The 22,185-nt window shown below is 39.4% G+C and carries 24 protein-coding genes and 1 riboswitch; of the genes, 15 read left to right on the top strand and 9 right to left on the bottom strand.

Features of this window, described 5'->3' with window-relative positions; all coding sequences use genetic code 11:
• Positions 1-41 precede the first annotated feature (41 nt).
• Both AC3WR0_RS09095 and AC3WR0_RS09090 read left to right on the top strand, forming a co-directional pair.
• On the top strand, positions 42-179 hold the full coding sequence (locus AC3WR0_RS09095; protein WP_166027368.1) for a hypothetical protein: 138 nt from the start codon (positions 42-44) through the stop codon (positions 177-179).
• 135 nt (positions 180-314) lie between these two features.
• A riboswitch (cyclic di-GMP riboswitch) is annotated at positions 315-405 on the top strand.
• A 47-nt stretch (positions 406-452) separates the two neighbouring features.
• On the top strand, positions 453-1,346 hold the full coding sequence (locus AC3WR0_RS09090) for an amidase (protein ID WP_492552012.1): 894 nt from the start codon (positions 453-455) through the stop codon (positions 1,344-1,346).
• Between the two features lie 43 nt (positions 1,347-1,389).
• Here the strand turns inward: AC3WR0_RS09090 and AC3WR0_RS09085 are convergent, their stop codons facing one another.
• A complete protein-coding gene (locus AC3WR0_RS09085; RefSeq protein ID WP_492552011.1) occupies positions 1,390-2,931 on the bottom strand; it encodes an FAD-dependent oxidoreductase in 1,542 nt (513 codons plus the stop codon).
• A 118-nt stretch (positions 2,932-3,049) separates the two neighbouring features.
• Between AC3WR0_RS09085 and AC3WR0_RS09080 the strand changes: the two genes are divergently transcribed.
• Positions 3,050-3,955, top strand: coding sequence for a phosphotransferase (locus AC3WR0_RS09080; protein WP_492552010.1), 906 nt, complete (start codon positions 3,050-3,052; stop codon positions 3,953-3,955).
• A 14-nt stretch (positions 3,956-3,969) separates the two neighbouring features.
• Positions 3,970-4,719 carry a CBS domain-containing protein gene (locus AC3WR0_RS09075; RefSeq protein ID WP_492552009.1) on the top strand — a complete coding sequence of 250 codons (750 nt, stop codon included), beginning with the start codon at positions 3,970-3,972 and terminating at the stop codon, positions 4,717-4,719.
• 27 nt (positions 4,720-4,746) lie between these two features.
• Here the strand turns inward: AC3WR0_RS09075 and AC3WR0_RS09070 are convergent, their stop codons facing one another.
• On the bottom strand, positions 4,747-5,127 hold the full coding sequence (locus AC3WR0_RS09070; protein ID WP_492552125.1) for a DUF1360 domain-containing protein: 381 nt from the start codon (positions 5,125-5,127) through the stop codon (positions 4,747-4,749).
• Between the two features lie 194 nt (positions 5,128-5,321).
• On the opposite strand from AC3WR0_RS09070, the gene safA reads away from it, so the two are divergent.
• The 6 genes from safA (at position 5,322) to AC3WR0_RS09040 (ending at position 9,656) form a co-directional block, all read left to right on the top strand.
• Positions 5,322-5,936, top strand: coding sequence for a SafA/ExsA family spore coat assembly protein (safA, locus tag AC3WR0_RS09065; RefSeq protein ID WP_492552008.1), 615 nt, complete (start codon positions 5,322-5,324; stop codon positions 5,934-5,936).
• Positions 5,937-6,101: 165 nt separating this feature from the next.
• A complete protein-coding gene (locus tag AC3WR0_RS09060) occupies positions 6,102-6,446 on the top strand; it encodes a lmo0954 family membrane protein (protein WP_492552007.1) in 345 nt (114 codons plus the stop codon).
• A 29-nt stretch (positions 6,447-6,475) separates the two neighbouring features.
• Entirely contained in the window at positions 6,476-7,123 is a 648-nt protein-coding gene (locus AC3WR0_RS09055; protein ID WP_492552006.1) for a PspA/IM30 family protein, read from the top strand.
• A 130-nt stretch (positions 7,124-7,253) separates the two neighbouring features.
• Positions 7,254-7,988 (top strand): cell wall-active antibiotics response protein LiaF, encoded by a 735-nt coding sequence (gene liaF / locus AC3WR0_RS09050; RefSeq protein WP_492552005.1) that lies wholly within the window; start codon positions 7,254-7,256, stop codon positions 7,986-7,988.
• Entirely contained in the window at positions 7,985-9,031 is a 1,047-nt protein-coding gene (locus tag AC3WR0_RS09045; RefSeq protein ID WP_492552004.1) for a sensor histidine kinase, read from the top strand. The genes liaF and AC3WR0_RS09045 overlap by 4 nt, the downstream gene beginning before the upstream one ends.
• Positions 9,024-9,656 (top strand): response regulator transcription factor, encoded by a 633-nt coding sequence (locus AC3WR0_RS09040; RefSeq protein ID WP_492552003.1) that lies wholly within the window; start codon positions 9,024-9,026, stop codon positions 9,654-9,656. Before AC3WR0_RS09045 ends, AC3WR0_RS09040 begins: the two co-directional genes overlap by 8 nt.
• A 63-nt stretch (positions 9,657-9,719) precedes the next feature.
• Here the strand turns inward: AC3WR0_RS09040 and AC3WR0_RS09035 are convergent, their stop codons facing one another.
• Together AC3WR0_RS09035 and AC3WR0_RS09030 are read right to left on the bottom strand one after the other, a co-directional pair.
• A complete protein-coding gene (locus AC3WR0_RS09035; RefSeq protein ID WP_492552002.1) occupies positions 9,720-10,445 on the bottom strand; it encodes a TrkA C-terminal domain-containing protein in 726 nt (241 codons plus the stop codon).
• Positions 10,446-10,515: 70 nt separating this feature from the next.
• Positions 10,516-10,782 (bottom strand): YbyB family protein, encoded by a 267-nt coding sequence (locus tag AC3WR0_RS09030; RefSeq protein ID WP_492552001.1) that lies wholly within the window; start codon positions 10,780-10,782, stop codon positions 10,516-10,518.
• Between the two features lie 287 nt (positions 10,783-11,069).
• On the opposite strand from AC3WR0_RS09030, the gene AC3WR0_RS09025 reads away from it, so the two are divergent.
• Positions 11,070-11,894, top strand: a complete 825-nt coding sequence (locus tag AC3WR0_RS09025; RefSeq protein WP_492552000.1) for a sensor domain-containing diguanylate cyclase — start codon at positions 11,070-11,072, stop codon at positions 11,892-11,894.
• 83 nt (positions 11,895-11,977) lie between these two features.
• Here the strand turns inward: AC3WR0_RS09025 and AC3WR0_RS09020 are convergent, their stop codons facing one another.
• Together AC3WR0_RS09020 and mscL are read right to left on the bottom strand one after the other, a co-directional pair.
• Positions 11,978-12,616: a Bax inhibitor-1/YccA family protein gene (locus AC3WR0_RS09020; protein WP_492551999.1), complete on the bottom strand. Its 639-nt coding sequence runs from the start codon at positions 12,614-12,616 to the stop codon at positions 11,978-11,980.
• Positions 12,617-12,675: 59 nt separating this feature from the next.
• A complete protein-coding gene (mscL, locus tag AC3WR0_RS09015; protein ID WP_492552124.1) occupies positions 12,676-13,089 on the bottom strand; it encodes a large conductance mechanosensitive channel protein MscL in 414 nt (137 codons plus the stop codon).
• 340 nt (positions 13,090-13,429) lie between these two features.
• On the opposite strand from mscL, the gene queF reads away from it, so the two are divergent.
• A complete protein-coding gene (gene queF / locus AC3WR0_RS09010; protein ID WP_492551998.1) occupies positions 13,430-13,927 on the top strand; it encodes a preQ(1) synthase in 498 nt (165 codons plus the stop codon).
• Between the two features lie 159 nt (positions 13,928-14,086).
• On the opposite strand, the gene AC3WR0_RS09005 is transcribed toward queF, so the two are convergent.
• The gene (locus AC3WR0_RS09005) at positions 14,087-15,556 is read right to left on the bottom strand and encodes a LuxR C-terminal-related transcriptional regulator (RefSeq protein ID WP_492551997.1); all 1,470 of its coding nucleotides are present in this window, start codon (positions 15,554-15,556) and stop codon (positions 14,087-14,089) included.
• 218 nt (positions 15,557-15,774) lie between these two features.
• Here AC3WR0_RS09005 and AC3WR0_RS09000 point away from each other — a divergent pair, with 218 nt between their 5' ends.
• From AC3WR0_RS09000 to AC3WR0_RS08990, 3 genes are read left to right on the top strand one after another with little or no spacing between them, the layout of a single operon-like run.
• A complete protein-coding gene (locus tag AC3WR0_RS09000; RefSeq protein ID WP_492551996.1) occupies positions 15,775-16,347 on the top strand; it encodes a DUF6230 family protein in 573 nt (190 codons plus the stop codon).
• A gap of 17 nt (positions 16,348-16,364) precedes the next feature.
• Positions 16,365-16,763, top strand: coding sequence for a DUF6114 domain-containing protein (locus AC3WR0_RS08995; RefSeq protein WP_492551995.1), 399 nt, complete (start codon positions 16,365-16,367; stop codon positions 16,761-16,763).
• Between the two features lie 12 nt (positions 16,764-16,775).
• Positions 16,776-18,221, top strand: coding sequence for a hypothetical protein (locus tag AC3WR0_RS08990; RefSeq protein ID WP_492551994.1), 1,446 nt, complete (start codon positions 16,776-16,778; stop codon positions 18,219-18,221).
• Between the two features lie 471 nt (positions 18,222-18,692).
• Here AC3WR0_RS08990 and AC3WR0_RS08985 read toward each other — a convergent pair whose 3' ends face one another.
• Entirely contained in the window at positions 18,693-19,925 is a 1,233-nt protein-coding gene (locus AC3WR0_RS08985) for an aminopeptidase (RefSeq protein ID WP_492551993.1), read from the bottom strand.
• A gap of 100 nt (positions 19,926-20,025) precedes the next feature.
• Positions 20,026-21,300, bottom strand: coding sequence for an MDR family MFS transporter (locus tag AC3WR0_RS08980; RefSeq protein WP_492551992.1), 1,275 nt, complete (start codon positions 21,298-21,300; stop codon positions 20,026-20,028).
• Positions 21,301-22,185: the final 885 nt, after the last annotated feature.

The raw sequence follows: 22,185 nt of genomic DNA, 5'->3' as shown, positions 1-22,185 counted from the left end.
TACCGATTTAAAACATACTACCTTTAAAAGGAGGGGTATGTATGGGACGCGTTAAGCTTGGAAATAGAAATGCGCAAATAAATAACAGTAAGAAAAAAGGAAGAACTAGTTCAGAGCTGGTAGAGTTTTCAACCGGTGATGACCAGAAAAGACCTCGTCCAAACGGAAATAGCCGATAAAAACCAGCCTCCCTTTTTAACGGGAGGCTTATTTTTGTCCAATATTAAAAAAATCTTCCTTTTAACCCAAATATCGACAATGATAAGCATTTAGACTTATTTCTATGTAAATATATAGGAATTATAATATCAATAACACGAAAAAGGCAAACCTGCTGAAAAGCAGGGACGCAAAGCTATGGGCCTACTCATTCTTTGGAGGAATGTATGGCAGCCGGCTGCCGGGCTCCTTTTGGGGATGTCCCAAACAATCCAGAAGGAGTGGAGAAATATATGAAAAGCATTAAAAAAGTCCTGGGATTATTAGCTATTGTTATGACAATTATCGGATTGGATTTCTCTTCATTACAATCAAAAGCACATGCCATGCAGGAAGTGCCCCGCTCTACATGGCTCTGGAATACCTCGCTAATTAAAACTCAGCCTGACGGTATTCTTTTATTTTTGCAGCAAAAGGGTGTTAAACAGGTTTACCTCCAGGTTGACCAAAGCATGCCGATTAGCTATTATCAGTCTTTTATCGGAAAGGCTTCTGCTAATAATATTCAGGTTCATGCGCTTGATGGAGAACCGGATTGGGCCTCAGCTGCTGGGATAACGAAAATGGATACTTTTTTAAACTGGCTGCAAAATTATCAGCGCCAGACATCGTCATCACAAAGGTTTGCTGGAATTCATTTAGATGTCGAACCATATTTGTACAAAGGCTGGACCTCTAACTATAAAGGTACTGTATTGGATTACCAGACGGCATTAACTAAAGCAAAAAACTTCGCAAAACAACAAGGGATAGTTATAGGAGCAGATATCCCGTTCTGGTTTGATGAACAGAGCTATTCCAATAAATATGGAAAAGGCTCTCTTGCGAAATGGGTTATTCAAAATACAGATATACCTACAGTCATGGCTTACCGTGATCTCGCTGAAGGTTCGAATGGAATTATAGCCCTCATTAAAAATGAGATGCAAATCGCTTCAACCCTTGGAAAAACCATTGCTATCGGTGTGGAGACAGGACAAACGACAGAAGGCAGCCAGGTAACCTTTTATGAAGAAGGTGAAGCGGTTATGAATACGGAATTAGGTAAGGTCCAAAATGCTTATTCCGGTTCTAATTATCTCTTTGCTATTCATCACTACCAAAGTTGGGCTGATATAAAGCAATAATTTAAAAAACAGCCAGAGCACATTCTGGCTGTTTTTTATACCATTAATCCTCTTCTAGAGGATTTTTTAATGCCACCAGCGCCGGGCCTTCGACTACTTCCCCGGAGTAAGCGAAACGCGAACCATGGCAAGGGCAGTCCCATGTTTTCTCTGCATGATTCCATTCGCATTCACAGCCTAAATGAGTACAGGTTGTATCCACGAGATATAGTTTCCCGCTTTCATCTCTATATCCGCCGGCTCTTTTACCGTTATGCATGACGACGGAGCCTTCGCCATTTTTTAAATCTCCCGCATCCTTAGGCACAAGCTCAAGCTTTCCTTTTAATAAATGTCCCGCTACAGCGGCATTATATGACACTGCTTTTTGCAGGCTTGGGTCAGCTTTAAACCTTGATGGAGTGTATAGATCTTTATAGGGATTTTCTCGGTCCATGGCAAGGTCTGTTAAAATATGGCCTGCCAGAATTCCAGTTGTCATACCCCATTTCTTATAGCCCGTTGCTACAAGAATATTTTCTTTATTGTCAGTAATATGACCTATATATGGCACTTTATCTAGGGTTTTTAGATCCTGGGCTGACCATCTGTAGGAATAGCTGTCTATTCCAAAAGTATCCTTGGTAAACTGCTGTAAAGCATTATAGTGAGTAAGGGTGTCCTGGCCTGTTCCAGTTCTATGGTTTTCGCCACCAATAACCAGTAATTTCTCTCCATTTTCCCCGTATGGTGTATAACGGATGGAGCGGGAAGGATCGTCCGCGCTGATATACATTCCGCCCGGGTATTCCTGGTCTGTTTTAACACCGATCGCATAGGACCTTTCCGCATACATCCTGGCAAAATACATCCCCATACCATCAAAGAAAGGGAAGTGGGAGGCAACAATGACTTTCCTTGCTGATACTCTATGGCCATCCTTTGTAACGACTTTTGGCCGGCTGCTTTCGATTTCCTCGATTTCCATGGCAGTAGTGTTTTCATAAACTTGACATCCCATTTTAACGGCCTCGTTTAAAAGGCCCTTCATAAACTTTAAAGGATGGTATTGTCCTTGATTCTTCATATAAAGAGCATTTTTAATTTCAATGGGAAATGGAATGCTTTCTGCCATATAGCCATCGATGCCAAGCGTTTGATAGGCGTCCCATTCTTTATCAATTTTTTCAGCATATTGATCTGTTGTCGAGTAGATACAGGCATCCTGCTGGCTAAAATCGCAATCAATGCCCAGCTCTTTGGAGGTTTGCTGGATAAACTCAAGGGCACTAATATTCGATTCATAATACTGCCGGGCCTTGTCCTCTCCGAAGTGACTTATGAGCTCATCATAAAACAGTCCATGCTGCGCCGTTATTTTTGCAGTTGTATGGCCGGTTGTTCCGTTAAGAACACCTCCTGCCTCTATAATAGCCACCTTTATTCCTTCCTTTGCAAGTAAATAAGCTGCAGTGATCCCTGTAATACCGGCACCAACAATTGCAATGTCTACAGATATATCTTCAGAAAGCTTTTCGAAGGACGGAAAACCTATTTCTCGCCAGTAAGTTTTTGGGAATTTTTGATGTTGGTCAGATGTACTCAAAACGAATCCTCCTTGTAAATGCTGTATCTTTCCCAGTATAAACCCAGAATATTTGTTAATATTCCCTTCTTTGGTAAAATAAATCACACAAAACTTATTCTTATATGGGGGTATTCGGTTGGCAGAAATATGGTCACCTGAACGGATTATGACAAATGAAGAGGCGGCTTTTTTAATTTCAAAACAATTTCCCGAACTCTCTCATGCAGAAATTACCAAATTGGGAGAAGGTTTCGATAACACTGTTTTTATGGTAAATAAACAATACGTCTTCCGGTTTCCGCGAAGGGCAATTGCAGTTAAACTGCTTGAAACAGAGAGACAGCTCTTACCTATGTTAACGGAAGCCGTTGATACGCCAATTCCAGTTCCAATTTTTATAGGAAAACCAGGAAATGAATTTCCTTGGATATTTATCGGCTACAGTTTGGTAAATGGTATCACCCCTGCTGCTCTATCCCCAGAAAAGCGTATGCTGTCGGTTGAACCGCTTGCCGCTTTTCTGAAAAACCTTCATGCTTTTCCGATTGTAAGTGCAAAAGCTGCAGGTGTTCCATACGATGAGATGGGACGTCTAAGTATTGCCGGAAGAAGAAATAGGCTGCAGGAAAATATTAAAAAAGCAGTAGATGGAGGGCTAACTAATGACCATGCCCGATTAATAGAGTATGCAAAATCGCTTAAAGATATTGAAATTGCCCCCATTTATAAACTGGTACATGGAGATATGCACTTCAGGAACCTCATAATCGGTAGTAAAGGGGAAATTTCTGGAGTAATTGATTGGGGAGATTCTCATATTGGCCACCCCGCTGTAGATTTATCAATTGTGTACAGCTTTTTCCCTGTTGAGGGGCGAAGGCAATTTTTTAATATATACGGATCTGTTGACTTTGAAACACAGGAGCTTGCCAGATTTAAGGCCGTTTATACCTCGCTGCTTTTACTTTTATATGGTGCTGATCTGAATGACACTGAACTAGTGAAAGGAGCACAGGAAGCTTTGAATCTTGCTCTTTTATAAAGGGAGGATTAACAATGGTTCAGAATGTACAAGAGTCGAAGAAACTTGACCGTCAAAGAGAAAAATCCGAAAGATTTGAAATAGCTTTTAATCAGATACACGAAGAACTAAAAAAAGTAGTTAAAAATGCTGACAATAACACTTTCTTGGATCTTCTCCATAAAGCGAGGAACGAGCATACTTCCATACGACGCTATTTTGATGATTTAAAAAGCTACGCCCGTCTTCGGAATGCTTTGGTCCACGAAAAAAGCAGAGAGAATTTTTATATTGCTGAACCGCATACCGAAGTAGTCGAACAAATAGAAACGATTGCCAGATTTTTAAACACTCCTCCATCTGTTGTTTCGATTGCGTCTAATAAGGTTAAAACCTATCAGGCGGATGAGGAACTAAAAGATGTCTTAATGGATATGGAGAAACATCCCTTTACCCAGTTTCCAATTTATAATGGAGAACAGTTTTCATTTTTAATGACTGAAAGCGGATTAAGAAGCTATTTTGCAAACCGCCTTAAGGGAAATACAATCTATTTAAATGGTCAAAAGATTAAGGATGTCAGGACTTATGAGAACACTAATACGGTTAAATTTGTCTCGAAAAGAATGACTATATTTGAACTTGAGGATTTATTTGAGGAACGAATGGAAAAAGGGGCCAAGCTTGAAGCGGTTATTATCACCCCGGAAGGCTCGGAAAAGGAAAAACCAATTGGTATTATTAGTCCATGGGATTTAATCAAGACAGAAAGCAATAGGGATTAAAAATAACAGCACGCTTCGCGCGTGCTGTTATTTTTCTTTATGATTAATCTGGTGGGAATAATAATCGACCTTCTTAATGTTAACTCCTACAAAGGTTTCTAGAATCGATTGCCCGCCTGCGATTGAAAGGATAAGTATAAGGATGAAAGCGACTTTTGGAAAAAGGAAATATAAACCGCCAAGAAAAATGGCGCTCCAAATTCCTGCACACCAATAACATTTTAAAAGATAACCAAACATGGATGCAGGAACTTCTTTTGACTTGGTCCCATTTTCTGTTTGAACCTGTATTTTTTTCATAAAAGGCCTTCGGATAAACTCTGTAATTTTATCAAAAACAATTAGATGTGTTAAACGATAGCTTGCCAAGATTAGCATAATATAAGTCATCCATGAAACATGCTCCATCATATATCCTCCAACTTCTTTTTCGGCGTAGCCTTACAGGACCCTCCGCCATCTTCTTTACAGTTTCCCGCCCAGAAGTAGGCTTAACCCTTCTTTTTCAATATTTTTGTGAAGCTTTATTGCCAAAGTGAAAAATAATAGGAATGTATATTTTTTACCTAAAAGCAAGAATATATATTCGGAGGTGTGTAAAAATGAAAAAATCTTACTTGTTCAGTTTCTTATTCCTGCTGTCACTATTTTGTATGCCTGGAATCTCATTTGCCCAACAGATCTATACTGTACAGCCAGGGGACTCACTGTGGAAAATCGCTGTCAGATTTCAGGTTGGGATTACGGAAATTATTCAGGCAAACTCGCAGTTTAAGAACCCAAACTTGATTTATCCCGGTGAAAAAGTAAACATTCCAAACTTTGACGCAGTGAAAAGTGTTGAACAGCAGGTCATTCAACTAACCAACCAGGAACGGGCTAAAAATGGCCTTCCGGCGCTTACAGCTGATTGGGAACTTTCAAGGGTAGCCCGCTATAAGGCTAATGATATGAGGGATAAAAACTATTTCTCACATACCAGCCCTACATATGGCGATCCATTTGCTATGATGCGGAATTTCGGAATTGCCTACAAATCGGCCGGTGAAAATATTGCCGCAGGTCAATCAACTCCACAGCAGGTAGTACAAGCCTGGATGAACAGTCCTGGCCACAGAGCTAATATTTTAAGCCGAAGCTATACCAGGATTGGTGTCGGCTATGCAAAAGGCGGATCACAAAGGTACTACTGGTCACAAATGTTTATTTCCAAATAAGTGAAGAATAAGTTCAAATCTGTATTTCATCATCAGGGGTCAGTCCATAAAGGGCTGACCCTTTCTACGTCTCAGGTCCTACTAGAAAATCTGGCTGGAGTACGTTATAGGAGAAATGAAATAAAGGTAAGATGAAATCAAGATAACGAAAGGAGATAAGAAAACATGAAAAAATTTGGTTTACTTGTTGCAGGAGGGATTGCTGCAATGGTGTTGCTATCAACCATTGGGCCAATGATCGGGCTCGCAGTCAGCCTTGTCATCCTGTACTTTATTTTGAAGCAGTTCTTGAAGGCAGAAACAAAAAAAGGAAAAGTTGGTCTGGGGATTCTTGGTTTTATCGTTCTGATGGCATCATTGCACAATGCACCAGCTATAATTGGTGCCGTTGCCGCTTATGTTCTCTATCTTATTTATAAGAAATGGAATGAGAAGTCCTATAGTGGAAAGGGAGAAAATGATCCATTTATGAACTTTGAAAAGCAATGGAATGAACTAAAAAATAACTAATCAAAAATGAATTAAGAGGAGAAATGAACATGACAAACTTATTTACACGAATCAAAAATTCAGTTACTGCTGATTTGCACGAAGCACTGGACCAAAAGGAAAAGAAAAATCCTATTACATTGTTAAATCAATATCTTCGCCAATGTGAACAGGAAACAGAAAAGGTCAGAAAGCTGGTTGAACGCCAGCATTCATTAATCGAAGAATTTAGTAAAGAGAACCGCCAAGCTGCAGAGTTAGCAGAAAAGCGCAAGCACCAAAGTGAAATTGCATCACAGGCTGGTGAAACAGGTCTTTATGAATTTGCTTTAAGTGAATATCAGCAATACACGGACCGGGCCAGCCATTTAAGTAAGGCGGTTCAGCAGGCAAAGGAACAGCTTACAGGGCTTGAAAGAAAATACGGTGAGATGGCACATAAATTAAAGGATATGCAAATCCGCCGTATGGAACTCATGGGCCGAGAAAATGTATCCAATGCCTATAATCGTATTAATAAAGTGCTTGACCCAAATTCCTATTCCGAAAAGTCTTTTTCAAGGTTTGAAGAAATTGAAAGCTACCTGGAACGTCTTGAAAAAAAAGTAACCCGCTCGCATTACCGAGATACCATTGACGAACGGATTGCACAGCTGGAAAAAGAATTGAAATTTGAAGAAAGCAAGTCCATTTCATAAACAAAACATGATATGCTAAAAAGGTGTGGACAGCTGCACCTTTTTAGCAAAAGAAGTTTAAAGGGCAGCGACAAACTGTATAACCATTTTTCTATTAAAAGTTAATTACTTTAAGGGGGAGGGAAAGCCGATGCTGAATAAATTAAAAAACGATTATCCAAGCTGGATTGTGATAGCCGGAATTATTCTTTTATTCTTGGAAGTTTTCTTTTTTAACAGCGGGCTGATCTTTTCCCTGTTAATTTCCGGATTTATGATTTATTTAGGAAGGAAAAGGGCTCCAAAAAGAAAAGGAAAGTTACTATTTTGGGGCGGCATCATTATAACGGGTATTAGTGTTTTTAATATGATTACCTTTAAGTTCTTTTTGGCAGCTATATTAATTCACTTTTTCATCCAGTATTTTCAAACAAAAAAGAATCCTAAAAAAGTTGTACCTGATATCCTTTCGAAAGACAATCATTCATCAGAGGAACCAATCCTTAGAAGCAAACCTCTTTTTGAAAATATATTATTTGGAGAGCAAAAAACACCATCACATGCTTATGAATGGAATGATATCAACATACAGGCTGGTATTGGTGATACTATAGTAGATTTCAGTTATACTGTTTTGCCAAAGGGTGAAACGGTCGTTTTTATTCGTAATTTTATAGGTAATATAAAGATCCTGGTTCCTTATGAAACAGAAGTCAGTATTCATCATTCTGTTATTGCTGGCTCCACATCAATCTTTGGAATTCAGGAAAACAAAACGTTCAATCAAGTCTATCATATCCAGACACCCGGTTTTGAGAAGGCTGAGCAGAAAATTAAAATTATGACATCAATGGCGGCCGGAAACCTTGAGGTGACCCGAATATGAGTACAGTTCAGCGCCAAATTATCTGGGCAGCCAGCTTTGCATTCGTGCTTGCCATTGGTTTTTCTGCTGCTTATATAATGGTCTTTCCTTTAGAGAACTGGGCAGACCTATGGGTCCGGCATTTGATGAACATACCTTTTGTTATTTTTGTACCGGTTGCCAGCGTTGGGATTGGAATTCTTTTTGGAATTGCTTCGGGTGTATATTGGAGAAAGCAGCTTCAGCTCGCTGACCATTCACTCCATCTGTTAGAGGAAGGCCGTCATTTGGAATTGAAAGAATTGCCGTCACTTATCGAAATGCAGTCTATCACGTCCCGAATTGAAAAAATAGGGAGGCAGATAGCCGAGCAAACGATTCTCTCTCAGCGCCTGGCCACACAGAAAGCAGAGGATACAGAAAGCAGGATTCAGGAAATTGTCTCGCAGGAGCGGAATCGGTTTGCTAGGGAACTCCATGATTCCGTCAGCCAGCAGCTGTTTGCAGCCAGCATGATGATCTCGGCCATCAATGATTCCAAACCATCTTTAGACAATAAAGAGACAAGGCAAATGAAAATGGTGGAGGAAATGATCAATCAGTCGCAGCTGGAAATGCGGGCACTGCTTCTTCATCTGCGTCCAGTTGCCTTAAAAGGCAAAACGCTTCAGGAAGGAATTGAAGAACTGCTTATCGAATTATCCCAAAAGGTTAGCATGAATATCCAGTGGAAGGTTGAAACGTTCCCCCTCGATAAAGGAATAGAGGATCATCTTTTCCGTATTTTGCAGGAGTCAGTTTCCAATACATTAAGGCATGCCAAGGCTCAAAAACTAGAGGTTTTATTAATAAAGCGGGATGACCTTACTATTATGCGAATTGTTGATGATGGAATAGGATTTGAAGCAGAAGAGGGAAAAGCAGGCTCCTACGGCATGCAAAATATGCATGAACGGGCAGTGGAATTAGGCGGAACTCTTAAGGTTGTCAGCGTGAAAAATAAAGGAACAAGGCTTGAGGTAAAGGTTCCGTCAATGGGAAATGGGAGGAATGCGAATGATTAGAGTGCTATTTGTGGATGACCATGAAATGGTGAGAATTGGGGTATCAGCCTATTTATCGGCTCAGCCAGATATTGAAGTCGTAGGTGAAGCGGACAATGGGCAGCGAGGTGCCGAGCTGGCTCTGGAACTTCGTCCGGATATCATTTTAATGGATTTGGTTATGAAAGAGATGGATGGTATAGAAGCCACTAGAAAAATAATTGAACAATGGCCCGAGGCAAAAATTATTATTGTAACAAGCTTTCTTGATGATGAAAAGGTTTATCCTGCCCTGGAAGCCGGAGCGACAAGCTATATGCTTAAAACCTCAAAGGCTGGTGAAATAGCCAATGCGGTGCGCTCAACTTACAAGGGGCAATCCGTATTGGAACCTGAGGTAACAGGCAAAATGATGTTGAAAATGCGGCAAAAAAATCAGCACCTTCCACACGAAGAACTAACCAGCAGGGAATTAGAAATCTTGCTTTTAATGGCACAGGGAAAAACTAATCAGGAAATAGCAGATCAACTCTTCATTGCTTTAAAAACGGTAAAGACTCACGTCAGCAATATCCTTAGCAAGCTGCAGGTTCAGGACCGGACACAGGCCGTTATTTATGCTTTTAAAAACTCACTCGCGGAATAAAACATAAAACTCCCGGACCAGCCGGGAGTTTCTTCAATAGTTGGATAAAGTTCAATGGTCACTTTAAATATGTCCAGCTTTTACATTTTCAGCAGTTACGATCTTTTCTTCCTTTGCTTCGATTTCATTCCCAAAAGCCTGTTTTAATGTGTTTTTATCTCCATAAATAATCAACTGGTCACCTTCAACGAGCTCCGTATCCAGCTTTTCTTTTCGAATGACGACATCCTCCCCGCGCTTGATAAAAATAACATTGATATCTTCAAAAGCATATTTTTTAATTGAGTCTCTTAAAGTTTTTCCGATATAGGCCGAGTCATGATGAAGGGGGATTTCGACAAACAAATCATCTTCTCCAGTAAGGAAGACATCGCTAACAGGCAGGTCCTCGAGATTATACTTTTTCACCATTTCTTCTTGCAGCTTCTTTGAGAGAATTTTTTGAAGGGCAGGAATTCTTAAGATAAGGGAGATAAATATGAGCACCCCGGCTCCATAGGCGATTTCTTTTGTCAAAAAGTTTTTTGCAAGAATATTGCTAATTGCTGAGATAATAACCGCCAAGGAAAAGGCTCCAAACAGAATTAAGAAGGCTCCCAATTTTCTTCTTACTGGATGCGAGATAATTAATTCCGATTCACCAGTGGTAAAGCCTGTGCCGGTTAGCATGGAAATAACCTGAAACCTTGAAATATGTCTTTCAAGGCCTGTAAGAGTAAAAATAATTACATTAATTTCTATAACGGCTAAAATAATGACTATATATATGAGAATAAACAAATAGTCCATAAAGGTCCTCCATTGGCATTCAATACCAATTTATCGCTTTAAACTATAAAAACCTAAGGAAAAGAACTCCTTAGGCATCATCTTGTTCTTTTTGATTGTAATATTGGACCCCGTATTGTGATCCTTCACTGACCATTTTGTTATCATCTATATCCATTGGGTCGGAGAGTCCGGCTTTTTCAACCGAAAGACTATAGGCTTGGGAAGGAGAGAACTTATTTTTAACCGTCTGTACCATTCCTTGTAGGTCTATCTTATTTTGTCTCCGTGCCAGCATGATTAATGCTCCAATTCCTGCTCCGGCAAATACATAGGTTGCGGCTTTTGAATACTTCATAAATAATCCTTCCTCCTTCATTTTTATAGTATGGTTGTCTCTATCTTTTATATGTACCCTTAATAGACTGAAAAAAAACCCGCGATCCGGTTTCTTCATTTTTAATTCAACAACATTCTGGAAAATCACATTTTATATTGATATAATTATAGGAAAATAGTCCCGTATTAGAAAGCTGGGAGAAAGATGCTTTTGTACATAAGTATTTTATTTATCATAATCGTTACCCTCCTGATTACTCTTTTAATTGCTTCTTTTAAAAATCGCTTTCCTTTACAATTTTTAAAATGAACTCCAAAAGTATTTTTTTCCGTTTTCAATTAAAGCCTGCTTTTAAATGCCTTTACATTAATAATGCTGTTAAAAAAATTATGGGTTTTACACCTGAGGAAGTGAAAAAACACCCTGATCTCATAGACCTGCAAATTAGTCACGATTTTAAAAGGGAATTAGAAAAAATGATCAAAGGCGATTTTGGTAAAAATCAGACCCATACATTTAAGTGGCTTCATAAAAATGGTGAAGAAGTTTGGCTGGAGATGGAGGCGAGCCCCTATTATGACGGGTGTGGAAGGCTGAAAGGGATAACGGGGATAGCTCGGGATGTTACACAACAAAAAGAACATGAGAAAAAACTGACAAGATTAAGCTATTATGATGGATTGACAGGAATTTTAAATCGAAATTACCTCGAACAATTTTTCCAGGCAGTAAATGATTTAATTCTGCCCTTGGGGATCATTATTTGTGATATTAATAATTTAAAGGATCTTAATGATTATTATGGCCATTATGTTGGCGATGACATGATTAAGAAAACGGCAAATATTCTTAACCGTTTTTCTTCACCTTCTCTTCATGTATGCAGATATGGAGGAGATGAATTTATCCTTTTTTATGAAAAAACAGTGGAGAGGGACCTAGACCTCCTTGTTGAAAAAATAGAAATGGAAATAGAATCAGAACGCCTCTGTATTCTGCCTATACAGGTTTCTATCGGGTCATCCATTATGAAATCAGCATCTGAATGGCATGAAAAAATAATGGAGGCAGACCGGAATATGTATAAAGTAAAGAAAGTATATAAAGAAAGTGAATTGCAATATAACTAATAAAACGGACAGCTAAAGGAGCTGTCCGTTTTTATTGTATAAAAATAAATTTATAAAATTGTTAACGGGCGCGTGCGTTTTTCTTAATCTTTGCTTGAAAAAATCCCGAAAATACGAAGCAGGCTGATAAATAGGTTGATAAAGTCCAGATATAGGTTTAGTGCCATTAAGGGAACTTCTTCAGCTCTTATTCCATAGTGCTTCATTCGGCTGATATCAAATAAAACATAGCCGCTGAATACCAACACTCCTATAAAGGAGTAGACCAGCATCCCAGTAGAACTTAGAGGCCAAAAGATTGAGAAAATCGATATAGCAATTAGTGCCAGCAGGGCTGCCATCAGCATGCCGCCAAGGAAAGAAAAATTCCTTTTGGATTTAGTCGCATAAATAGCCAGACCAGAGAAAACTGTCAATGTTGTAGCTAGAGCCAGAAAGACGGTGTTAGCCCCAGAAGTGGCAATATAATGGCTTATAATTGGATAGGTTGTAACCCCTGAAAGAAAAGTAAAGCTATAAACAAAAGTGTAGGAAACAGCTTTCCTGCGCCGTAAAAAGAAGGCGAAAATGAGAAGTACAGTTTCCAAAATGGCTAGCGGCAAGAACAAGCCTGCCGGAACATAGACTCCTGCTTCAGTACCCAAAATGGCAAAGGCAAGTGATAAGGCAAAGGTCCTTAAGACCGAAGGCATGTATTGATTGGATGTTTGTGTTGCGTACATTTTTTCCACCTCGTGTTAATTTATAAGGCTGCAGACCAGCAAAAGATCAGGTGCGCATCCTACTCTTTATCATACGTATAAGAGGGACGGGAGGTTTCATTTTCTTTTTGTTTTAAAAGATCTCTTATCTCCATTAATAATTCTTCTTTTTTATCAATAATGATAGGGTCCTTTTTAACTTCCTCTTTTCTTTTAAAATGTTGAAGAAGTCTTACAAGAATAAATACAGAAAACGATATAATGAAAAAGTTCACAATTGTTTGGATGAATTTCCCATACTCCAATGCTTCATTTCCAACCTTTATAGAAAGGCCTGCAAAGTTAATTCCTCCCATTAAAAGCCCTATTATCGGCATCAGCATATCGTTTACTAGAGATGTGACGATTTTTCCAAAAGCCCCGCCAATAATAACACCGACAGCAAGGTCGATAACATTCCCTTTGACGGCAAACTTTTTAAATTCATTCCACATTTGCATTTGATAATTCCTCCTAACCACAAGCAAAAAAGACTCTTAAAAGAAAATTTTAACCTTGTATATACGCTTTTTGCAAGCAGAGTTTAGCTGGGAATTCCAGAATTGGGATGTTGACACCTATCCTTTTTTTCACTATATTTACTATGACATAAAATTTCATTATACCGTACAGACAAGAGGTTCATAGCTGATACCCTCTATAAAAAACTATGGAATGGAAAATAACAGCCATGTCCTTAGGGTATGGCTGCTTTGTTCTTTAACAGGAATTAATTCTTGTTTGGAATGCCTGTTCCTTTTGTTAATGCGGTTTTACTATAAGGAGGCAATTATAATGGCAGGAAGAACAGATGAAGAACTGGAAGGCGTTACGCTTCTAGGGAATCAGGGTACTAAATACTTATTCGATTACACACCAGATGTACTCGAAGCATTTGAAAATAAGCATGCAAACCGGGATTATTTTGTTAAAATGAACTTTCCGGAATTTACAAGCCTTTGTCCAAAAACAGGACAGCCTGATTTTGCCACCATTTATATCAGCTATATCCCTGATAAAAAAATGGTAGAAAGCAAATCATTAAAATTATATCTCTTCAGCTTCAGGAATCACGGCGATTTCCACGAAGACTGCATGAATATCATCATGAACGACCTAATCAAGCTAATGGATCCTAGATATATTGAAGTATGGGGGAAATTCACACCAAGAGGCGGTATTTCCATCGACCCTTACACAAACTACGGTAAGCCTGGCACCAAGTATGAACAAATGGCAGAATACCGTTTAATGAATCACGATTTATACCCTGAAAAAGTAGATAATAGATAAACACAAAAGCAGCTTCCCATCTGGGAAGCTGCTTTATTCATAAAGCCCATTCAAAGAAGCAAGTGTTCAGTTCGTGGCAAAGCTGCATGGTGTTTATCAAAGAAGGCTTTCCAGGAAGTTTATTGAGGGCATTTTTTTCAGTGAACGGACGCTTGGGCTCTATGATATAAGCTTCATTTTTAAGGCTTTTACTGCAGCATCGGTTCGATTTTTTGCATCGAGTTTTTGAATAATAGAAGATACATAATCGCGGACCGTATAGCTGCTTAGATGAAGCCGTTTTGCAGCTTCATTGATTGATAGCCCTTCGGCCACCAGTTTCAGAACTTCTTTTTCTCTTTCGGATAAAAGGCCCTTTTGCTTACCAAACAAATGAAGAGCTTCTCTCCAATAGGGATATAAAGTTTCACCAGCAAACTGGCCAAATTTAATAAGTCCGGTTAACGTTTGGTGGCTTACCCCAAATTCCGAAGCTTCTCCCTGATCCAGAAGAGCCAGCCCAAGCAGCTGGTTTTTTGATTGGAAAAACAAAGGGAGAATAACGAGTGATTTCATTCTATGTTCCTGTAAATATGTTTCAGGCAAGGCAGCGGAAGCATTCGAAAAATAAAGTGGCTGAGCATGGGTCAAAGCATCCAGATATTCTTTAGATATAGGAAGAGAAAAGCCATCCTCGTTTACGTACTGCCCCTTTTGCTTCCGTTCATCAGGTGAGTATAAATAGAGGGAACAGCGTTTAAAAGGCATATAATCAGTGAGACCTTCTGTTATCGCTTCTAATGCAGATTCTGCATCCTGCACACCTAATAACCGCTGTAAAAAAAGAAGAGCAGCATCTTTCCATTCCATTTTTGCCTCAAGCTGATGAAGCTTCCTCTGTCGAAGATACATCCTGCTGACGAATTCCCTTTGCTGGCTGGAAACCTCTGTGGCAGTATCCTGTACACAAATAAGAAGAGTATCATTCAAGCATGGTATCTGAATAACATTGGAATCTCCCGCCAGTGGATCAAGAAGTCTGGAAACAGCGACTGTAAGGACGTTCATTTCAACAGCTTTAAGACCAGTACACATATCAATTAATGGTTGAGGAACAGGATAATCATTAGAACAAACGACCTTTTCTACTCGAATATCACTTCGATCTTCTTTTACTACTGCAAGCCACTTCATAGGGAGGATATTAGTTGCGATGATCATCCTTGCCCATTTTTCTATATGATCCTCCGTGTCCTGGTCTAATAATACTTGATCGAGAGTACGAGAAAAAAAGGACTGAATAGCCTGATGCTGAAGAAAGGTTGCATCTGGCCTGTCAGCCAAACATTTATGGAAAAGGTTTTCAATTAAGGTTACGAGAAAAAATGCTTCTACATCCTGAGAATGAATCGAGAAGTTCTTTCTCCATTCTGCCATTAAAGAAAAAATGAAGGAATCAGCGTTCTCAGGCGGCTTTTTTGAAAGCTGCTGAAATCCAAAACGAAGGAGGATGTTTAATTCACTTACTAAAGAATAATTGCGGTTTTTTAAGGTGGAAAAGATTAAATTCCAATCCTTCATAAAGGGTTTTTCTAAAGTTGCTAATATAGAAATTCCCTGCATGACCAGCTGTTCAACTTTCCGTTCCATTTCCTTCCTCCCTCCCTATTTACGTTTTGACTGTTTATCAAAAGATACGATTACCTTTTTCTGGATATGAGTGTAGCTGTAATTTTATTTACCCGACAAATGACGGGGAGTAAACTATTTTCACGATATTTTCCGTAGTAGTAGTTTTAAAGAAAGCAGGGTAAGGTAAATGAAAAGATAATTTTCGAAAAATTTAAAATAGTAAAAGGAGGACGAAAATGGAAAATGTGATTCAGTTGGTCGAGGGTTCAACAAATAAGAAGGTGTTTTGGTCATCGCTGGCAAGCGGTGTGCTCCTGCTTGGGCTTTTGCTAGTAACATTTGGCCTTTCCGGGGTAGCGTATGCTGTACCAATCGCAGGAGTAGGGGACTTCTATGTTGAGTTTGATAAATTGGTAGGAACCGGTTATAAATTTTATCCTAAAATGGGAGAAACAAGCCGTGAAACTTCTGCTCCGCAAGGAACAAATTTAATAGATAAGCTTACAATTGATAATTTGCACTTATACAAAGACTTTGAAGTAGGCGGACAGTGGATTCGAGTAAATATAGTGTCGTCACAGCCAGTACAAATCACGGGACTCCAGCAGGATGCCGGGCTTATTGAAGCAAATGCTAAATTTCAAAATTTAACTTTGCAGGAAAAGAAAAATGATGATTGGACTAAACAATTTCAGCAAACGTCTTCCAATATTACTTTGGAAAAGGCCAAGCTCAAAACCCATTATTTATTTCAAAAAACTATGAGTATGAACGGAATGAAACTGACAGTTGAACGGATTAAAAAATAGAAGGGAAGAACTAAAAAATGGGGAAGAAAAAATGGAGGAAAACCCGGCCATTATGGGGATCGTTAATTACTATTATTAGTGGGCTGATGATTCTCTGGGTTCCGACGAATCTTTACCTAAGCGCGTTTCTGCCCGGTTCAATGGCAGTGATTGGCCTTCTGTTTGGAGGACTGATTACCTTAATTGGAATCCTGGCACTCTTTTTTCCCAACTCTTCAAAGCTGCTTGGTATTTTTACTATCTTTTTATCTGTTCTATCGGTAATTGGAGCTCTGGGAGGATTTCTATTTGGTACTCTCTTTGGAATTATCGGCGGTTCACTGATGATTGCCTGGAGGCTCGCACCTACGGCGGAAGCAGTTCCAGAGAAGCAGCCGTCTGCCAAAATCTCTAAAACTACTGCTCATACTGGTTAAAGGAGATAGTATATGTGGAGGCAAATAATAAAAAACAAATCGTTTCTGTTCGGCATTTGTGTTCAGCTATTATTCCTCACCGCTTTTTCAATGGGAACTTCCGTGAAGGCGGCTGTCCAGGCACCAGATGGGTTTATCATCCAGGCGGACAGGGTGGTTGGAACCGGAATGAATGCCACCATTATAAAACAGGAAACATCTTCTTCGAGCGGAAAACCAATGCTTCGGTTCCAATATAAATCTGCAACTATCTATGGAATGAGGCTTACTAAGAAAATCCAGACTGAAAACGGACCTATTAGTATTACCTTAAAAGCTTCGGGTCCGGTTACTGTGAAGGGGATGACTGTTGACACCTCTGCGATCACTTTTCAGGGAGCTTGTATAAAGGCATTGATACCTGAGCCGGAAGCGGGTATGGATAATGTAGTTATGGTTGCCCACTATATGAACTCGGTTGACAGTAATATCGATCATTTAAAATTGGAAACGGTATCAGGAAGTGTTGGCCCTGATAAACCGGACACCGTTAAAATTCTAAAGGAACTTGCCGGTCTGCCTGCGAATCAAATAGACAGCGAGATTAAGAATATAAACAGCAGCCATCTCCCATTAACTTGTGATGATCCTGCAAAAGAAGGTTCTATTGGAGATACTGCGAAGCTGGACCAGGATCTTAAAAAAGCAATTGATATAGCAGATGCAATTACAAGACCTGTCAAGGATACAACCGGGAAACTTTTACCTGGTACTGATATTATTGGGGATGTAACAAAACCCCTAGAACCCGTAACCGATATTATCGGAGAAGTTACAAAACCGCTTGAGCCGGTAACTGATACTATCGGAGAGATAACCAAGCCACTTGATCCGGTTATTGGAGAGGTAACGAAACCATTGAAGCCGGTGACGGATACTATTGGAATAGTTACTGAACCAGTTAGGGATACGGTCAAGGAGACAACGAAAAAGCTTGATCCTGTTGTTAAGCCTGTTACAGACACTGTCGGAAAGACTGCAGCTAAGCTCGACCCTGTTACCAAAACAATTACTAAGACTGCTGAAAAAGTTACTCAGCCTGTCCAGGAGACAGTAAAGCCAGTGGTTCAAACGACGACACAAACGACTCAGAAGGTCGTAACCACTACAGTTCAGACAGCACAGCAAAAAATTGACGCAACCTGCAGCCAAATCAGCAGCTCGGGCGGACAAATCACGAAGGAAAATGCTCTAACGTTAATTGATGGGGCAATCGCTAATAAAAAAACACTGGAGGATATGTGCGGTACATCCAGCCTGAAGGATACCATTAAAAAGTGGGACGATTCACTGCTGAAATCGCTGGGCCTGTTAAACATATTCGGCCAAAAGCTGCTCAGTGATCCAGCGAAAGAACTAGAAAAAATGCGTGAACAAATTTCCAGCCAGAAAGACGGTACAATCGTCTATAAGCCATAGAAAAAGAGGCTTTCCCATGGCGGGAAGCCTCTTTTCATGAATTTGCAAAAGTCACTTGATATACCGATGATAGTATTTATGATCTTTTTTTGGATAAATCAGCTTTAATACAGCTATTTTTAAAGAAAAAGAGCAAATTTAGGCTGAAAGGGAACCACTTTTTATGAAAAGTGATAGGTTCCTTCGGAAATATTGTCTCTACAGAAGCAATATACTCCGTCTTTTTACTCTTAATGCCCGGGTTTTGGCAAGAATGCACGAGTTTTACAAGGAATGCCCGGATTTTACCAAGGAGTGCCCGGATTTTAGCAAGAAATGCCCGGGTTTTAGCAAGGAATGCCCGGATTAATCCTTAAATGCACAACTTACCAGAGCAATAACCGACTAATAAAGTGTTTCCCGAGTTGAGGCGGATATGCCCAAACGCCAGGCAAAGCCGCTTTAAAAAATTAATCAAACGTTTGATTAATTTTAGAATGCCCAGTTTCCATTGCGGAAAATGGCTTCAGAAGTACCGTCTTCAGTCACTCCGTCGATGTCCATCTCAGCAGAGCCAATCATGAAATCCACATGTGTAAGACTTTGATTCAAGCCAGCTTTTTCGAGTTCTTCGGAGGACATTTTTTTGCCGCCTTCCACACAAAAAGCATACGCACTTCCAATTGCAAGGTGGTTCGAAGCATTTTCATCGAATAATGTATTAAAGAATAATACATTTGATTGAGAAATTGGAGAATTATAAGGAACTAATGCAACTTCTCCAAGATAGTGAGAGCCCTCGTCTGTTTCCACAAGTCGTTTAAGAATTTCTTCTCCTGCTTCAGCTTTTACATCAACAATACGGCCGTTCTCAAAAGTAACGGAGAAATTATCGATGATATTACCACCGTAGCTAAGTGGCTTGGTGCTTGAAACAACTCCGTTTACACCAGTTTTTAAAGGAACTGTAAATACTTCCTCGGTTGGCATGTTTGCCATAAATTCATGGCCGCTTTCATTTGTACTTCCTGCACCAACCCAGATATGTCCTTTTGGAAGCTCAATTGTCAAATCAGTTCCTGGAGCTTTGTAAACAAGCTTCTGGTAACGTTTATTGTTAAGGTAGGTAGCTTTTTCATGAAGAGTTTTATCATGATTTTTCCATGCTTCTACAGGATCCTCATTATAAACACGAGTTGCTGTAAAAATGGCATCCCACAGCTTGCTGACTTGTTCTTCTTGATTATCTTCAGGAAATACCTTTGCAGCCCAGTCTGATGAAGGAGCAGCTATAACGGTCCAGCTAACTTTATCTGACTGTATGTATTGACGATATTTTGATAGTGCTTTTCCAGCCGCTTTTTGGAAAGTTGCGATTCTTTCAGAGTTTACCCCTTTAAGAAGGTCGGGACTTGAAGAAACAATGGACATAAACGCTGCACCTTTTTCAGCGAGTTCTTCCGTTTCTTTTGCACGCCAAACAGGGTACTCCGTAAATGCTTCCTCTGGAGCCAGATCATATTTTGTACGATTGACGGTATCGTCATTCCAGTTTACAACCACATTTTGCGCCCCTGCTTCATAGGCCTTTTTTACGACTAAACGAACAAATTCAGCTGCTTCTAGTGTGGTATTTACTACTAATGTTTGTCCTTTTTGAACGTTAACGCCAACCTTAACGGCAAGCTCAGCGTATTTTTCCAGGTTCTTTTGAAAGTCACTCATTGTTTTGTCTCCTTTAACGGAATTTTCATATTTAATTGTATCTTTTTTATCTGTAAAAAGAAACCTATTCAACCGCAGAAGCTTTGTAATAAAAAAGGGCTTATTCCAGCCCTAATGCTTTTTTTCTATTCTTTTCAAAAATCATAAACATGTACCAATAAATTCCTGCACTGGCAAGTGACAATAAAAACAGTGCAAAGAATGTCCAGTGGTATCCTACCCAGGTTGTCATTGGAATTGATAGGGGAGCGATGGTTCTTCCCATTGTATACCTAAGGCTCGCAGCAGCAAAGTACTGGCCTCTCATATGCTCAGGCGCCAATTTGGAAACAAAGTTTTGCTGGAGTCCTGCGGTCATTAATTCTCCGAACGTGAACAATGCCATTGCAAAAATAAATCCCCAAATCCATTGGGTTTGGCCGAAATAAAGAATAGCCACTGCATAGAAAAGTGAGGCTGCAACAAAAACGTTACGTTCGTTGTATTTTAACATCCATTTGGTTACGTATACCGTTAGTAATGCCACCAACAATCCATTTTCTGAAAGAATTATACCAAATGTCTGTGCACCTTTTACTTCAAATGACCAGCTTCCCAAAGTAAATAGTGTCTGAGTTCCTGCGGTATCTTTTATATAAACAGGCAGGAGCAAATCCAGCTGCATAAAGGTTTGACCTGCAATTACGCCTGCAATAATAAACAATAGAAATGTTTTATCTTTAATAATAACAGCATAGTCACGTATTTGATTTTGTAAGAAGTAATACCACTTTCCTTCATTGTCCCATTCCTTTTTTATGGTGGGAACGGTTTCCCGTGTCCACTTTGTCAGAACGAAACCTAGGAGGATACAAACCACACCGGCGATGAGCATTACTTGAAAAGGGTAGCGGACATAAAAGATGGCCCCCAAAATCGGACCACAGACAACAGCAATATTGATTGAAGTATAAAATATGGCAAAAACAGAGCTTCTGTCCTTTTCCTCAACTACATCTGCAACCATTGCCTGGCTTGCAGGCCAATAGATTGATCCAAAGACTCCTGCGATTGCGAAACAGATAAAGCTGATCCAGGGGGCATGAAGCCAAGGGGAATTTGCCAGGCCAAATCCAGCGAAAGCTAACCCCTGACCAATAGAGGAGATAACCATCATTCTTTTTCGTCCGAAACGGTCTGCACAATATCCCCCAAGCAGGTTGGCAAAAACGGAAAAGATCTGTGAAAAAATAAGTAATAAACCGGCTTTATTTTTTCCAAACTCATCGGAAAAATAAATGGTCAAAAACGGAAAAAACATCCAAAAGGTTATATTCATTAACGCTTCGCCAAAAAGGCGAACCTTTAAATTTGAATCCCAATCTCTAATCCTCATCAAAAATCCTCATTTCCTGACAGCTAGCTGACACATCAATAACGCCTAACTATCATACTATCGGACAGGAAGAACTTACAAGCGATAACAGGATGGCTGGAAAGAGTTCGGAAAGGAACGGGATAGGATAAATAGAAGTTTCACGAAATGGTGTGGGGTACCGGCCAAGCCGGCCCTCTTAATGGAAATTAGAAGTTTCACAAAATAGGGTGGGATACCGGCCAAGCCGGCCTCTTAATGGAAATTAGTAGTTTTCGAAAAAAGAGTAGTAAAGAAGCAGAAGTTTTTCGTATTTTAAGAGGTTCTGGGAAAGGGAAGGAATGAGTCCATATAATTGTGTAAAAAGAAAGAGTCATTTTATTCACTCTTGGCAACACTGTTTTCATCGACGAAAAACAATGAAAAGAGGAATAATAATGACTCAGTTACAGTTTAACCTAGATATGAACCTTTTATTCTGTTATAAATTCAAATATTGATACAGTGGTTAGGTCATCTTTTGTTTTAGTTTAAATGAGTTATGGAAAAAGAGAGGGGTGACTTCTTAAACGCTACTGCTTCTGAAATAGGAGTTGACTAGGGGAAGCTTCATAAAAGCAAAATCTTACATCCTTTAAGGTTTTTGAAATTTATCTATGTAATGGCGGCTTGATGTTCATTAAATGAAGATAGTTTTACAAGAAAAACACAAAAAATAGAGTGAGAGAAAGATATTTTTAAAATTTAAAGGGGAAATTCATGATATTAGGAAAGGAATGCACGTTTTCGAGGAAGAAATGCACGAAATAGAGGAAGAAATGCACGTTTTCAAGTCAAGTCCTATTAATTGTGTAAAATTAAATGCAAGTGTTTTCAACGAAGAATTGTGTGATGTGATCCAAACCC

The organism is Neobacillus sp. FW104-15D2, assembly GCF_058790155.1.
This window is presented reverse-complemented; position numbering and strand designations above follow the sequence as displayed.

Excerpts from the sequence above, each read along its gene's own strand:
- AC3WR0_RS09095 (WP_166027368.1), top strand. The coding sequence starts at position 42 with ATGGGACGCGTTAAGCTTGGAAATAGAAATGCGCAAATAAATAACAGT.
- AC3WR0_RS09090 (WP_492552012.1), top strand. The coding sequence starts at position 453 with ATGAAAAGCATTAAAAAAGTCCTGGGATTATTAGCTATTGTTATGACA.
- AC3WR0_RS09075 (WP_492552009.1), top strand. The coding sequence starts at position 3,970 with ATGGTTCAGAATGTACAAGAGTCGAAGAAACTTGACCGTCAAAGAGAA.
- AC3WR0_RS09070 (WP_492552125.1), bottom strand. The coding sequence starts at position 5,127 with ATGGAGCATGTTTCATGGATGACTTATATTATGCTAATCTTGGCAAGC.
- safA (WP_492552008.1), top strand. The coding sequence starts at position 5,322 with ATGAAAAAATCTTACTTGTTCAGTTTCTTATTCCTGCTGTCACTATTT.
- AC3WR0_RS09060 (WP_492552007.1), top strand. The coding sequence starts at position 6,102 with ATGAAAAAATTTGGTTTACTTGTTGCAGGAGGGATTGCTGCAATGGTG.
- AC3WR0_RS09055 (WP_492552006.1), top strand. The coding sequence starts at position 6,476 with ATGACAAACTTATTTACACGAATCAAAAATTCAGTTACTGCTGATTTG.
- liaF (WP_492552005.1), top strand. The coding sequence starts at position 7,254 with ATGCTGAATAAATTAAAAAACGATTATCCAAGCTGGATTGTGATAGCC.
- AC3WR0_RS09045 (WP_492552004.1), top strand. The coding sequence starts at position 7,985 with ATGAGTACAGTTCAGCGCCAAATTATCTGGGCAGCCAGCTTTGCATTC.
- AC3WR0_RS09040 (WP_492552003.1), top strand. The coding sequence starts at position 9,024 with ATGATTAGAGTGCTATTTGTGGATGACCATGAAATGGTGAGAATTGGG.
- AC3WR0_RS09035 (WP_492552002.1), bottom strand. The coding sequence starts at position 10,445 with ATGGACTATTTGTTTATTCTCATATATATAGTCATTATTTTAGCCGTT.
- AC3WR0_RS09030 (WP_492552001.1), bottom strand. The coding sequence starts at position 10,782 with ATGAAGTATTCAAAAGCCGCAACCTATGTATTTGCCGGAGCAGGAATT.
- AC3WR0_RS09025 (WP_492552000.1), top strand. The coding sequence starts at position 11,070 with ATGAACTCCAAAAGTATTTTTTTCCGTTTTCAATTAAAGCCTGCTTTT.
- AC3WR0_RS09020 (WP_492551999.1), bottom strand. The coding sequence starts at position 12,616 with ATGTACGCAACACAAACATCCAATCAATACATGCCTTCGGTCTTAAGG.
- mscL (WP_492552124.1), bottom strand. The coding sequence starts at position 13,089 with ATGTGGAATGAATTTAAAAAGTTTGCCGTCAAAGGGAATGTTATCGAC.
- queF (WP_492551998.1), top strand. The coding sequence starts at position 13,430 with ATGGCAGGAAGAACAGATGAAGAACTGGAAGGCGTTACGCTTCTAGGG.
- AC3WR0_RS09005 (WP_492551997.1), bottom strand. The coding sequence starts at position 15,556 with ATGGAACGGAAAGTTGAACAGCTGGTCATGCAGGGAATTTCTATATTA.
- AC3WR0_RS09000 (WP_492551996.1), top strand. The coding sequence starts at position 15,775 with ATGGAAAATGTGATTCAGTTGGTCGAGGGTTCAACAAATAAGAAGGTG.
- AC3WR0_RS08995 (WP_492551995.1), top strand. The coding sequence starts at position 16,365 with ATGGGGAAGAAAAAATGGAGGAAAACCCGGCCATTATGGGGATCGTTA.
- AC3WR0_RS08990 (WP_492551994.1), top strand. The coding sequence starts at position 16,776 with ATGTGGAGGCAAATAATAAAAAACAAATCGTTTCTGTTCGGCATTTGT.
- AC3WR0_RS08985 (WP_492551993.1), bottom strand. The coding sequence starts at position 19,925 with ATGAGTGACTTTCAAAAGAACCTGGAAAAATACGCTGAGCTTGCCGTT.
- AC3WR0_RS08980 (WP_492551992.1), bottom strand. The coding sequence starts at position 21,300 with ATGAGGATTAGAGATTGGGATTCAAATTTAAAGGTTCGCCTTTTTGGC.